Raw genomic sequence first — 13,763 nt, 5'->3', positions numbered from 1 at the left:
TACAGTCCCCAAACAAATATTCCAGCCCAGGATCATACCCATGTTACCCCAATAACAAAGAATATCAAGTAAGGTCAAACCGAATTCCATCCACCTTTACAGACAGATTCACATTATTTATCATAAGACCCGTAAGCGACTTGATCACATCAAGAGAATCACGGTCATTCTCAGGAATAACGCACTCAGAAAACGATGCTGCAAAAAGCATTCCCATAAAATGCCCCTCGTGATGGATAGGAATTATCGCAGTACCCTGAAGACCCTCATCATTAAGGCACGAACCTGAAATAAAAGGGTAGATCTCCGAATAATGCTTGTATATAGGAAAACCCTTCTCCGCAAAATTGAACTGAATAGAATTATGATCGAAATAGGAGATACAACTCAAAAAACCATCCGAGAGACCTTTATGCCTTACGAGGACAAGTCCGCCAGTGACATCATCCAGCATATAGAGAGCACCGGCATTAATAGCATCTAACTGAGTTGTCAATTTAAGAAGAGAATCCATTGACTCCTCAAGATTGCCAGACCAATTCATGTCGGTTCCCATTTCCCTTTGAATAAACATGAAATCAGTTATCTTCTTTTCATCGCTAATATCAACGATACTGCCTTCCAGACGTTCCATCAACCCGCGCTCATCATAAACGATCAGCATCTTTTCGCGAACCCACCTGACATCACCATTAGATGTAAAAATACGATACTCCTGTACAAATACCCCATCAGGATCAACAGGACCATCAGAATAAACAGACAATGCCTTCCTAACCATTTCCAGATCTGCAGGATGAATAATATCTTCATAATTCAACCCTTTGGACATGAAATCATCTGCATCATAGCCAAACATGCCAACATTATCAGAAACAAACTCAATAGGCCACCCATACTCAGACTTCCAAACAAAGACCACTTCAAGATCCTCATATGAAACATCAGATACCCCTTCGACCATAACCATAGAACCACCCATAATTTACACAACACTCATTAGATAATCAAAGCTCAACAGCTGAATAAAAAAGAAAAGTACCCGGAAAGATCCGGGACCTTTGGACAAATAAAGGAGCTGTTTATACCATCACTTTTTCCTTGAAAGTTCCGGAATCATGCTGACGTTTATAGCTGCCATCTTGTCAGTATGTGCCTCGTGCTGTGAATAGAACCACAGTGGGACATACAGAGCAAGTACACAAATACCGACAATTGTTGAGAACCAGCTTCCTTCAACACTGTTAAGGTAGATCACACCGATCAGACAGAGAGGAAGGTTGAAAAGACCAAACATCAATGCAACGTTCTTCCATCCGGTAGGTGCCTTGAATGGCCTGTCAAGACCAGCAAGGTCCGGCCTTGATTTTGCCTTTACGTATGCAAAAAGACTGATACCGTTAGCACAAACATATCCGATTGCTGATGCAGCAAGGATAGCTGATGGAGTACCCATTGAGATCAGTACAAGATTGAAGAGACCGATAACGACCATTGCGAGTACAGGAGTACCATGTGGGTTTGTCTTTGCAAATACTTTAGGAAGATTTCCTTCAGTTGCCATTGAGTGCATTGCCCTTGATGCACCAAGGTATGCAGTCTGGATGATCAATACCATTGCTGCAATGAGCATGACAATAGCAATTGTTGAACCGAAGTCACCGAGCGCTGCCTGTGCAAGCGGAAGCATTGGATCAATTGGTGCAGCTGCAATACCATCGATTCCCAGTACACCAGTAATGGTCATCTGTACAAGGATGAAAGCTACCAGACAGATAGCACCACAAGAGAACAATGCCTTTGGCACATCGGAGCCAGGTTTCTTATATTCCGGACCATAGATAGCTGCAGTTTCCCATGCGCAAGCACTCCACTGAGCCATTGCAAAGATACCGAGCAAGATCAGGATATGATGGAGATCCCATGCCCAGTCAGTTGGCAACCATGTACTGGTGATATTAGTCATTACGAAGTCACCGGTCACATAAGGTGCCAATGTAATAATTGCCATTGGGATAAGTGAGAAAGCTGCGAGGATATAACCTACAACAGCACCACTCGAAAGTCCACGATAATTGATAAGTATTAATCCACCGAATATCACAACACCTGCTATCATTGAAAGCTGGTACTGGCTGAAAGTTGCTGCAAGTGAAGGGAACAAACTGTGAAGATAAAAACCAATAAGAATTGCGAAGATAGCAAGTACAGGGTTCCATGCGAACCAGTAGCTCCATGCACTGAATCCACCGATAAGTTTACCCTTGTCGTACTTTCCTTTATGGTCAGGGGACTTGAAAACATTCTGTGCAAATCCAGGCAGACCGGATGCATTAGGGAATGTAGTTGCGAGTTCACCATAAGCGAGGTTCTGCATAAAACCCTGGAATACAGAAAGACCCCATACAATAATAGCAGCGGACCATAAATAGCTGGCAAAATAGCCAATCGAAGGTAAGATCAATAAAGGTACACCAATAGCAATAGCCAATCCTTGTTTCCAATCGATCGATCGTTCAAGCTCACCGGTTTCACAGACGACCTTTGCACATTGCTCTGCGTGCTTCCAGTCTACACCCGATTTCTTTTCCTCAGACATATTACATCACTCCTTTTCTAATAAATACTACCCATCATATCAAAAAACTGAAAAGGGCCTGACAAATGCCAGGACCCTTATATCAGTGCAGGTAGAACTTAACCTGTAATTTCCCTGAACTTATCACAGCAGTTGATGTCTATGCCGAGAAGTTTCTCGATGTTCATCTTAGCTGCAATACCCTTTGCACATCCTGGCACAGAGGTGATTACACCGATATCGAGCTCTTCTCTGATCTCCCTCATGACAAACTCGTCAGAAAGATCAGCATTTGAAACACCGAGTTTCTTTGCAACGAAGTCCTTTGCTTCACCGATCCTCATACTCTTGTCAAACTGCATCCTTGCAACAAGGTCACCAGCTGCCCTCATACCAGTCATACCGGAAGCCATGATGTGTGAGATTGGCATACCCATTGGGTCACCAACACCGATCTATATCCCATCGACGCCTGCGATCTCGACCATTGCTTTGCTTGCCCTTGTGACAGCATCGATTGGCGGAGTCTCAAGCATTGGGATACCACCTACACCCATACCCATATCTGCGTGACATGGAATTGGTGATGCCTCAACAGCTGCCTTTGTGAATGTTACTGAACGACCAAGATTCCATGCGGATGTCCTGCTGGTATTGGTATTACATACAGGACCGAATATGTTTGCTCCTGCCTTTGCTACAAGTGGTGCCTGCTGGTGTGGCCACAGACCTGCAAGTACTGTACCATCGTACTCAAGCTCTCCGTGCATACCGAGAACAAGTTCTCCTGCCATACCTGCTTCAATGTAGATTCCCGGGAATTCTTTCCTGAGTGCTTCGATAGCATTAAGTGATGCATACATGTCACCGTCACCGGCTGCACCGATGGTATCGAAGTTGACACCGTCACTACCAACATGCTGGAGTTTTTGCATGATCCATGTCATGTCGCGGATACCGTGCTCTGCAGCATGGAAAATAGAATCCTGTGCTTCGGAGATCTTGAATGCTTTCATAAGATCACCAGGGTTCTCGAATGGACCATCAGGAGTGTAGTACAGACCCATGTTTGGCATTGCGCCATAGAGCATAGGAATGATCATGTTCTGCTGACAAACTTCCATTGTCTGGCATTCATGTGAGATCACAGGTTTGACAGGCTTGTAGCTGTAGTCGATGTGACCAAGTTCCATTGTGTCTGCACCAAATGCACGCTCGTGGACCATTGAACCAACGAGTCTGCTTGCAGGAATACCTACACCACTGTTACCCTGGTCACCATCGATCCTGATAGCACCGATGTCGTGTGTTACCGGAACTTCAAGGCCTGGCTCCACACCAACGATCCTGCCGGGTGAAGTGATGATATCAAGCATATGATCCATTTCATTTTCAGACATTGCGGGGATTTCACCAAGGTCTGCTGCATCTGCACTACCTGCTTCGATGTCAGCTCTGATGTCTTCCTTTGTCATGAAGATCTTCTGACCGTCACCCATTCTTAAGAAATATTCTGTTGCCATATTATACACCTCGATCGATCAGAGAAGTAATTCTTTTGCTTTTGCTACAGCTTCACTTGCATTTTCTGCATAGCAGTCTGCGCCACATTTCTTTGCCCATGCATCAGTTGCTGGTGCGCCACCGACCATGACCTTTACCTTATCCCTGAGTCCATTCTCTTTGAGAAGTTCAATGACTTCTTTCTGGCCCTGAAGGGTTGTTGTCATAAGTGCGGAAAGACCGACCATATCTGCGTTGGTTTCCTTGATCTTGTCAATGAAGTTCTGTACAGGAACATCCCTGCCAATATCGTGGACTTCAAAGCCTGCTGCCTGAAGCATTGTTGATACGATTGCTTTACCAATGTCGTGAACGTCACCCTCAACGGTACCGTTTACAATAACACCGAGCTTAGAAGATGCGCCTTCGCTTCCACCAAGCTCGTCCTGAAGTAATTCAACACCAGCGGACATTGCGTCTGCTGCCATCATAACGTGTGGAAGGAAGAGTTTTCCTCTTTCGAAGAGTACACCAACTTCATTCATACCTGCTGCGAGACCGTTGTCAATAAGTTCTACTGCTGGAGCCTTGCCTTTTGCTTTACCTACTGCAGCGATCACATCATCTTTCTTGCAACTTACTACCGCATCGGATAGTGTTTTAAATAATTCTTCGTTTGCCGTGTTACAACCTCCTTTACATCCATGTGGAAAAACCACATTGACGTGGCAGCAGGATATTACTCCGCACTACCATAGAATGAAAAACAAGTATGACATATAGCATAATGTGAGTTGTAAGTCCTACTGACATCGGAAATTGCAAAAGGCATTAGAAATGACCAGTGGCATTGGATATTCCAAAGGCTTTGGTATATATACTGATAAAATATGCTTATTCTTGGTACGATCATGAAAAATGCAACTCCCTAAAGACCTATCTAGTATAGACAACCGAAAGGGTCATTACTATTGATACAGGATTTTATAGAAGATAACAGATGAGATCGTCGCTAAGTGATACAATATGGCTTTCTGAAAAAAGAAAGAACCTTTTATTATTATTGGTTGAAGGTCCAAGGAACATCGACCAGATCAAGACATCACTTAATGTCACTTCAAAGGCCATGATGCCACAGATAAAGATACTCAAAGAACAGGACATGATAGTCCAGAACGAACTTGATGATTATGAATTATCCGATGTCGGTCGCATTATAGTAAAGAACATGTCCCCCCTGTTAAAGACACTTGGTGTTATTGAAGAGAACATGGAATACTGGGCAACCCGTAACCTTACATCCATCCCCAAATCCCTTTCATACCGCATAGGGGAACTCGGGCAATGTATGTTGATAGAACCTGATCTTAATCACATGTTCGACCTGCCAATAGAATTTACCGAGAACATAATACGTTCAAATAATGTGAAAATGTTCATCTCCTACTTCCATCCCCTTTATCCCAGATTGTTCATAGACCTCCTTTCAAAAGAGATCGATTTTACACTTATATTTACAGAGTCGGTATTCAATCGTATGAGAACAGACTGTTCAAAAGAATTAGAGCTTCTAACAGGATCAGGAAGTGCTGACCTGTACATTTGTGATGATTCCATTAAACTTACCACAATAACGGTAACTGAAAGATTTACATATCTCTGTTTCTTCAACAAAGAAGGAATGTATGATCACAGAAAGATCATGAGCTTTGATGAAAGTGCCAGTAAATGGGGAGAAGAGCTTTTCACTCACTATCAGAACCTTTCGAGAAGGATCACAGAGCTCTAAACGCAAGGGAGTGAAACAAATGGACTGGAAGAACACATCCCTTAAATCAAAGCTTATACTCTTCATCGTAGTCGGCGTTCTATTAGTATTGGTAACATCAACATCCGTAATTATTTCAACGGTCACATCACAGGAAGAGACCCTCGCTTATGAGCAATCTATCGAAAAAGCAAGGGGATTCGCAAACTATTTTGATAGCGATATGCGCAAGAATCATGCCATTGGTCAGACCATTGCCAATTCCATGAACGCTTATAATTCAGCGAACAGAGATGAAGTGAATGATATACTCAAGGAAGTGGCAGTACGCAACCCAAATCTTCTGGGAACATATGTATGCTATGAACCAAATGCCTTTGATGGCAATGACCAGCTTTTCATAAATGCAGAAGGACATGATGAGACCGGACGCTTCATACCATACTGGAACAGGATCAATGGAGACCTGACAATTGATCCATTATTGAACTATGAAGAATCAGATTATTACCAGTTACCAAAAATGACAAAGGTCGATCATATCATTGACCCCTATTTTTACGAAGGTGTTTTCATAGTAAGTTATGTTACGCCTATTTTCAAAGATGATGAGTTTGTCGGCATAGGCGGGGTCGATGTATCCCTCACATACCTTGATGAAGTTGTCAGTGAAGTGAAGATATTCGACACCGGATATGCGTTCATGACCGGAAATACTGGCATCCTTATATCTCAACCTGAACAGAAGGACTGGATCGGTTACAGAACACTTTATGATTTCGATGTCCCTGAGATCACCGCCATGGCAGATGAGATCAAAGTAGGCAACTGTGGATTTATCGATACGATCGACCCTACAACAGGAAAGACCGTGGTAATGTTCTACGAACCTATCAAAACAGGGAATTTCTCTTTTGTTCTCGTAGTACCAAAGGATGAAATGCTTGCTGGCGTTACTGAATTGCGTAACAACCTCATTGTGATATCCACAATATCGATTCTTTTCATGACAGGACTTGCGGCCATAATCGCCGGATTTGTCACAAGACCCATCAATGAGATAGTTGCTGATTTTAAGGACCTGTCAGATGCCGCTGTGGTCGGAGAACTCCATGCCAGAGCTGATACCGACGTCGATATCGATTTCAAGAACATACCATTAGGTTTGAATGAGATCCTTGATGCATTTACACAACCTATGACAGAGACCATGAGGGTTACCAATGAACTGGCAAAGGGTGAACTCCAGACACGTGTGGCAACTGACCTGAAAGGAGAGTTCAAACATATTGGAGATACCCTCGATAGTTTCGCAACAATGATCAATGCCATTATCGATGAATCGAACGCTGTTCTGACAGCATTCCAGAATGAGGATTTCACCCGTAAGATCAAACTAAAGGGAGAAGGGGATTTCAGGATACTTACAGACGGCATCGAGAAGACAAGAAAGTCCCTTTACAGTGCGACCACCGAGCGGCAGAAAGCGGAAGAAGAGCTTATACGATATTCAAAGGAGCTTGAACAGTCCAACCAGATGAAAGAAGAGATGGAGAGGGTTGTTGAGAATAGTCCTATAATTGTTTTCAAGTGGAGAGCAGAGAAAGGATGGCCTATTGATTTCGTATCAAAGAACATTTCACAGTTCGGATATTCAACTGAGGATTTCGCATCCGGCAAAGTAACTTATGCAGATATCGTTTACCCACAGGACCTTCCAAGAGTTGAGGAACAGCTACAGAAAAAATGCGATGAGGGAGCAAATGAGTTTACCATTGAATATCGGATACTGACCAAATATGGCAAAATCGTTTGGGCCGATGAGAGGACCTTTATCCGCCGTGATGCAGAAGGAAATGTGGATTACCTACAAGGCATCATTGTAAATATAGATGAAAGGAAACGTGCAGAAGAGGCATTACTAAAGGTAGAGGAAATTCGCAAGAAAGAGATCCATCACCGTATCAAGAATAACCTGCAGGTGATATCAACGCTGTTGTACCTGGAATCAGATAAGTTCAAGGACAAAAAAGTAAGAGATGCTTTCAAGAACAGCCAGGATAGGGTCAGGACAATGGCACTGGTCCATGAGAAGTTATATCAGTCAGAAGATATGGAAAGTATCGATTTTGCAGATTATACAAAGAATCTTATTACATACCTTTCCCAGTCCTACGTAGTAGGTAACAGGAATATCGCCATCGAACTTGATGTCGCGGATGTTTTCCTTAACATGGATACTGCAGTTCCACTTGGAATTATTATCAATGAGCTTGTTTCTAACTCACTTAAGTATGCATTTGAGGATAAGGACGAGAACGAGAAAGGTATCATATCCGTGGATATTGAGCACCGCGGAGACGATTTTATGCTAACGGTCAGCGATAATGGCAGTGGCATACCAGATGATATAGATTTCAGAGATACCGAATCCCTTGGATTACAGCTTGTGACGAACCTTGTTGAGCAGATCGATGGAAACATTGAACTTAAAAAGGACAATGGAACAAAGTTCATAATTCAATTTACAGAAGAAAAATACAATTGAAAGAGGATAAATGATGAGCCAGACCAAGATACTGATAGTGGAAGACGAGAAGATCGTCGCATTAGGTATTAAGAAGATGCTTAAGAACCTTGGATACCTTGTCCCCAGTATCGCGTCGTCGGGAGAAGAGGCGATCAGTAAGGCGGAGATCACATTTCCAGACCTTATATTGATGGACATTATGCTAAAAGGTGATATGGATGGACTCGAAGCTGCAGACAAGATACGAAAAAGCTTCGATGTCCCAGTAGTTTTCCTCACTGCCTATTCGGATGATAAGATATTAGAGAGAGCTAAAAGAACAAAGCCTTACGGATATATTATCAAGCCTTTTGAAGAGAACAGTCTTCATATGACCATTGAGCTTGCACTTCGCAATTACAGAGAAGAGAAAGAGCTTGAATAACCTTAAAGAGCCCGAGGCAAAAGCTGTTCTGCCTGATTATTAAAAATAAAAACTAAAAAAAGGGCATCACATCAAAGGTGATGCCATTTATCAATATTATTTCTTGAACTCAGTGTATCCGCATTTGCCACAGGTAAGTCTGTCCTTGTGGTCTGCAAGATAGACACCATCACCACAGCGTGGGCAGAACTGCCTTAGCCTTTCAATGGATTCGCCGTTTACTTTATAGTAGTCTTTGACAGCCATGTTTACTCACCTGCTTCTTCTACAACTTCTGCCTCAGGAAGTGCGTTCCTTTTGAGGACATATTCTTTCTCTACGACATTCATGCGAACTGCATCTTCGTAGATCTTTGCATAGCCATTTGCTGCAGACATACCGTAGCTGTTCTCGAACTTCTGAAGGATGACAAGTTCAAGGGGTACGTTAAGCATTGCAGCCAGTTTGCCCCTGACATCGATCCTTGAAGGTGTGGAACCCTCGAATGTTGCATCGAACATCATTTCACGCCTGTTGAGAAGCGCATTATTTTTGTCTTCAGTAATATTAATATCCATTTAATTTCCTCCGCACGTTGTATAACTGTTCTTTATGATCCTGTTTTTCAAGGATCTTATCAAATAGATCCTTAAGTTCTGCTTTTATGGATTCTGTAACCCTTACAAGCATCACACCTTTATCCGGTTGACCATAAAGGACCACCGAATTCAAAGGTGCCATTAGTATCGCAGGCAAAGCTGCAAGATCTTCTTCGCCTTGTACGAAAATTCGAACATTTTTATCAGACAATATCGCATCGCTTATCACACCGATCAAATCCTCGGTTATTACCCCGGGGGGATTATCTACTGTTATCTCAGCGAATCCCTTATGTTTTGTTCCATACACGACCTGTGATGAAGCTGGTGCCCTTTTTGTCCTATCATCCACGATGAGAATATCTGGAATGATATTTGAATCTAGCAAGTGAAAAGTAGTAACATCTCCCACAGATATAAGTTTTGTGGGATTATCGAGATCATCTACAAGACTTCTGACAGCATCACCGCCAGTACCTGTGTACAAGACCCCGAAAGGTTTCCTTAAAAGAGGCCGAAGGCTTTCTGGTAAGGAAATATGTAAACCCAACTTACCGCACCTTCAAAGCGTATTTATCGGCAACTTCAACGCCGATCATTTCTGCTATTATGGAACGTTGAGGATCAACGATAATGACAAGTCCGCTCCAGTCATCACTCAAATTGCTTGAAGCGCAAACAGGACATGTCTGACCTGTAACGATCCTGTGACATTCACGGCATACCTGATCTACCATTTAGAAACACCTCGGTTTATTCATCTTTATTTTTAGATTCATCGGCCTTAGGCTTGCGTGCGTCTTCAAGCCATTCGAACCTGCCCAGAGCATGCTGACGCATTGTCAGGCCGATCTTACTGTCCCTTGGTTCTCTCTCATTGGTACTCACAGCAACGATACGGGCACGCACTTTGTCACCTTCTGAGAGAGTACGGTTTCCGACCTTGCTGATAAGCCTACCATTCTTACCATCGTAGGACATGAAATCATCAGTAATCTGGCTAACGTGTAAAAGACCATCCATAGCACCAATGCTGACAAAAGCACCGAATTCTACGGTCTCTACTACCAGACCTTCCATGACCTCCTGAAGTATTGGGACGAATACAATAGCATCAAAGGTCACATCGTAATAGACAGCACCGTCTCCTACAAGGATATGCCCTTCACCTATCTCTTCAATATCAGTGACAGCGACAATGGAGCCCAGCGCCTTATCGACCCTGCCCTCAAGCTTCTCCTTTAACGCATCCTTTACGCTAACTCCTACATCTTCGCCCAACAGACGGGGAGCTACACGGATCGTGTCCTTAAGTTTCATCCTTTTATACATATCTCGATCTCCAATATGCCCTGCATTAATTTAAACTGTTACTAAAATTATAATATGATGGTCACATTATATCCAAACGGTTCTTCTGACGCAAACGCACAACGGTAACATTCGCATCATTAAGACGCTTTACCAGACCAACATCATTGGTCAGCACTGCTGCATCTGTATCAAGAGCAAGCTGGAGGATGATATCGTCCGCAATTCCTGCCCTTTCCACGAGAGTACATCGATCTGATAACGAAAGTCCAACCTTTGCTGCAGTTCGGTTCTCGCCCCTGTACTTCTTGACCAGTGCCTTGAGCTCATTGATGACCGCCTGGGGCGCAACGAAATCATCGTACCCGAGGCGCTCCAGTTCACCAAAGATGTCTACTTTGAACTGAACTGGTATCATAAAACCGTTCGTATCGATTATAACCTTCAATCTTTGATTACTCCAACACCAATAAGTCGCCAGCGTGAACCAATACGTCTGCTGATAGCTACCATGGAACCGACCTCAGCACATACCGGGCGCTTTAACTTTGCCTCTGCGACATCCTCACGTGCACTAGTAACGATACCTACAGTAGTTGCAGTACCGACATTGAGCATAAGAGGTTCACTGGTCTTGATCTTACCAATGGATTCCTCATCGGACACACCCACTACACGTTCAAGTAACTTCAGTTCAAGAGTGAACAAGTCACGTGTTGGCGGCAATGTACCAGGTACACCTGCAACCTGTCCCGTAAGGGAATCACTCTTTGTGATACTTGGGTCCAGACCGGTACCCAATGCAAGCAACCCACCAGGAGTTGCCTCATCGGCCTTTTCCTTCCCTGCAATTATAAGATTGACATTGGTGAAGATGGGCTCCCATCTAACAGCATTCTCGCTCTCGACCTTACGTCCTGGACGTATCTCAATATCATCACCTGCTTTTAGTGTACCTGCTGTAAGGGTTCCACCAATAACGCCACCTGCGATCTTATCAATAGGTGTTCCAGGTTTGTTGATATCGAAAGACCTTGCAATAAGCAAGTGTGCAGGCTTGTCAAGTTTCTGCACTGGAGTTGGGATCATTTCGTTCATCGCACCGATGAGAACATCGATATTGATGTTCTGCTGTGCGGAGATCGGAACAATCGGTGCATCCTCTGCAACCGTTCCTTTAACGAATTCCTTGATCTGATGATAATGTTCAATGACCTTTTCCTTTGGAACAAGATCTATCTTGTTCTGCACGATCACGATATTCTTGATACCGATGATGTTCAGGGCCATAAGATGTTCCTTAGTCTGTGGCTGAGGACATTCCTCGTTCGCAGCAATGACAAGAATAGCTCCATCCATGATAGCAGCTCCAGAGAGCATTGTTGCCATCAAGGTCTCGTGACCAGGAGAATCTACAAATGACACGGTACGGACCTCTTCCGTTTTAGTCCCACAGTGCTCACAGGTCTTAGCAACGCTAAGGCCCTGAGGCTCCGGGCAGGTAGGACACTTCCGGAAAGTAGTATCTGCATACCCTAATCTAATAGATATACCACGCTTCATTTCTTCACTGTGCGTATCTGTCCATACACCGGACAGCGCGCTTACAAGCGTCGTTTTTCCATGATCGACATGACCTACCATACCAATATTAACACAAGGCTGACTCAATTTTTGATTTCCCTCCCGATCGGGCTAAAATAAAAGTGTGATGTAATATAAGTATCTAGATTAAATGTAACTGCTTTAAAGTTTGTGATACCATGTCATTTCTAATATATAAGTGATTTCAACCATAATAATATCATACTATACTTATTACTTATGTTATATCAAACAAAACATCAAAGCATAACAATAAAAAAGCACTTAAAAAAATAAAGGCGATAAGATCACTCATCGCCAACTTTCTTTGAAGACCTGCTTCGATAAACAAAATATCCCGCAACTGCAAGCACTATTACCACACCTGCACCAATTATCACAAACATATTGGGACCATCACCATTTGCAGATGCCGGAAGTACATCGGTCTTGATCTTCACCGTATCCGAGATCTGGTCATGTCCATCGATATCCTCATACTTGACCTCACTGTTCAAAGCGTAAGCCTTTGGAACTGCAAGATCATCGACCTTGAGCTTGAAAACTGCAACTGTGCTCTCACCGGATCCAAGTGTACCTAAAAATGCCTGATCATCAGTAGTACTGAACGGATCAGCCGCACTTATCCTTACAGTAGCATCCTTTGCTGGAAGGTCACCTACATTCTCATAAGTAACATAGATCATACTTTCCGAATCAGGATATAGTTCACCCGTAACATTGGTCACCTCGAACCTTGCCTCATCCTTCACATATATGTCAAAGGTCGTGTTCTGTGTGCCCATATCATACCAGAGTCCAACCTCCATATTTGTAATACCAAGGTCAGTTTCATTGTCACCATTTATCTGGACATTCTTCTGGTATCCATAATAGAGATCAAGGCGCATGGGGTAGCCGCCTGCCTCTGTATTATCCGAGATCTCGATGTTAAAGCTGACAGGCGACTCGGTCATCTGCCCTGATACAAGAGTACCTGCTTCCTGAGGACCGGATTTAACTTTAACAGCAGGATCCAGAGGTGTCAGGACAGCAACAATACCGATAGCTGTTGTTCGCTGGGCTTCATAGGACATTTCAGTGTTCTGCAACTTCTGTTCCAGCTGAGTAAGGTAGAAGTCATCTTCCTCGGACCTGAAACCTGTGATCAGACCTTTGTTCATTAGATCGAGGTTCAGTGTGACAGTATCACCACGTTCGAACTCATTGTCGCCGAGGAGAGTCGCTGTCACATCGGGACCACCATATACTGTATAATAGTTCTCATCAAAATTGAAGAAATCAGGTAGTTCCGCATTAGCTGCCGTGAACTCACCATTCGATGGCAGTGTAGACGCTGCATGTACTGGTGCTATAAAAAGCAACAATACAGCAAGTGAAGCCATAATTGGCAAAGCGTATCTGGAATCTGTCATTTTAAACATAATTAGTCCTCTTGATATTGTAAATTAGATAATTTCAAAACA

The 13,763-nt window shown here is 43.3% G+C and carries 14 protein-coding genes and 1 pseudogene; 3 read left to right on the top strand and 12 right to left on the bottom strand.

Going from position 1 to position 13,763, the window contains the following annotated elements; translation table 11 throughout:
* Window positions 1-64: 64 nt before the first annotated feature.
* The 4 genes and pseudogenes from PBV53_RS01035 to mtbC all read right to left on the bottom strand — a co-directional run bounded on the left by PBV53_RS01035 (window position 65) and on the right by mtbC (window position 4,800).
* Window positions 65-970 (bottom strand): GAF domain-containing protein, encoded by a 906-nt coding sequence (locus tag PBV53_RS01035; RefSeq protein ID WP_270095337.1) that lies wholly within the window; start codon window positions 968-970, stop codon window positions 65-67.
* 120 nt (window positions 971-1,090) lie between these two features.
* Window positions 1,091-2,599, bottom strand: a complete 1,509-nt coding sequence (locus PBV53_RS01030; RefSeq protein WP_270095336.1) for an APC family permease — start codon at window positions 2,597-2,599, stop codon at window positions 1,091-1,093.
* A 98-nt stretch (window positions 2,600-2,697) separates the two neighbouring features.
* Window positions 2,698-4,101, bottom strand: a pseudogene (gene mtbB / locus PBV53_RS01025) ([dimethylamine--corrinoid protein] Co-methyltransferase).
* A gap of 18 nt (window positions 4,102-4,119) precedes the next feature.
* Entirely contained in the window at window positions 4,120-4,800 is a 681-nt protein-coding gene (gene mtbC, locus PBV53_RS01020; protein ID WP_270095335.1) for a dimethylamine corrinoid protein MtbC, read from the bottom strand.
* Between the two features lie 281 nt (window positions 4,801-5,081).
* Here mtbC and PBV53_RS01015 point away from each other — a divergent pair, with 281 nt between their 5' ends.
* From PBV53_RS01015 to PBV53_RS01005, 3 genes are read left to right on the top strand one after another with little or no spacing between them, the layout of a single operon-like run.
* On the top strand, window positions 5,082-5,870 hold the full coding sequence (locus PBV53_RS01015; RefSeq protein WP_270095334.1) for a helix-turn-helix transcriptional regulator: 789 nt from the start codon (window positions 5,082-5,084) through the stop codon (window positions 5,868-5,870).
* Window positions 5,871-5,889: 19 nt separating this feature from the next.
* Window positions 5,890-8,397 (top strand): histidine kinase dimerization/phosphoacceptor domain -containing protein, encoded by a 2,508-nt coding sequence (locus tag PBV53_RS01010; RefSeq protein ID WP_270095333.1) that lies wholly within the window; start codon window positions 5,890-5,892, stop codon window positions 8,395-8,397.
* A gap of 13 nt (window positions 8,398-8,410) precedes the next feature.
* On the top strand, window positions 8,411-8,803 hold the full coding sequence (locus PBV53_RS01005) for a response regulator (RefSeq protein ID WP_270095754.1): 393 nt from the start codon (window positions 8,411-8,413) through the stop codon (window positions 8,801-8,803).
* A 96-nt stretch (window positions 8,804-8,899) separates the two neighbouring features.
* Here PBV53_RS01005 and PBV53_RS01000 read toward each other — a convergent pair whose 3' ends face one another.
* From PBV53_RS01000 to PBV53_RS00965, 8 genes are all read right to left on the bottom strand, one after another.
* The gene (locus tag PBV53_RS01000) at window positions 8,900-9,049 is read right to left on the bottom strand and encodes a 30S ribosomal protein S27ae (RefSeq protein ID WP_011500280.1); all 150 of its coding nucleotides are present in this window, start codon (window positions 9,047-9,049) and stop codon (window positions 8,900-8,902) included.
* 2 nt (window positions 9,050-9,051) lie between these two features.
* Window positions 9,052-9,360: a 30S ribosomal protein S24e gene (locus PBV53_RS00995; protein ID WP_270095332.1), complete on the bottom strand. Its 309-nt coding sequence runs from the start codon at window positions 9,358-9,360 to the stop codon at window positions 9,052-9,054.
* On the bottom strand, window positions 9,350-9,931 hold the full coding sequence (locus PBV53_RS00990) for a GTP-dependent dephospho-CoA kinase family protein (protein ID WP_270095331.1): 582 nt from the start codon (window positions 9,929-9,931) through the stop codon (window positions 9,350-9,352). The genes PBV53_RS00995 and PBV53_RS00990 overlap by 11 nt, the downstream gene beginning before the upstream one ends.
* Before the next feature lies 1 nt (window position 9,932).
* On the bottom strand, window positions 9,933-10,118 hold the full coding sequence (spt4, locus tag PBV53_RS00985; protein ID WP_250868498.1) for a transcription elongation factor subunit Spt4: 186 nt from the start codon (window positions 10,116-10,118) through the stop codon (window positions 9,933-9,935).
* A gap of 16 nt (window positions 10,119-10,134) precedes the next feature.
* Window positions 10,135-10,713 carry a DNA-directed RNA polymerase gene (locus tag PBV53_RS00980; RefSeq protein WP_270095330.1) on the bottom strand — a complete coding sequence of 193 codons (579 nt, stop codon included), beginning with the start codon at window positions 10,711-10,713 and terminating at the stop codon, window positions 10,135-10,137.
* A gap of 61 nt (window positions 10,714-10,774) precedes the next feature.
* The gene (locus tag PBV53_RS00975; RefSeq protein WP_270095329.1) at window positions 10,775-11,140 is read right to left on the bottom strand and encodes a PIN domain-containing protein; all 366 of its coding nucleotides are present in this window, start codon (window positions 11,138-11,140) and stop codon (window positions 10,775-10,777) included.
* On the bottom strand, window positions 11,137-12,363 hold the full coding sequence (locus PBV53_RS00970) for a translation initiation factor IF-2 subunit gamma (RefSeq protein ID WP_270095328.1): 1,227 nt from the start codon (window positions 12,361-12,363) through the stop codon (window positions 11,137-11,139). Before PBV53_RS00970 ends, PBV53_RS00975 begins: the two co-directional genes overlap by 4 nt.
* A 221-nt stretch (window positions 12,364-12,584) precedes the next feature.
* Complete coding sequence (locus tag PBV53_RS00965) at window positions 12,585-13,721, bottom strand: COG1361 S-layer family protein (RefSeq protein WP_270095327.1); 1,137 nt, start codon at window positions 13,719-13,721, stop codon at window positions 12,585-12,587.
* Window positions 13,722-13,763 lie beyond the last annotated feature (42 nt).

The organism is Methanococcoides alaskense, from assembly GCF_027594145.1.
Taxonomy (GTDB): Archaea; Halobacteriota; Methanosarcinia; order Methanosarcinales; family Methanosarcinaceae; genus Methanococcoides; species Methanococcoides alaskense.
Note: the sequence above shows the minus strand (reverse complement) of the source record. Positions and strands in the feature narration are given on the sequence as shown.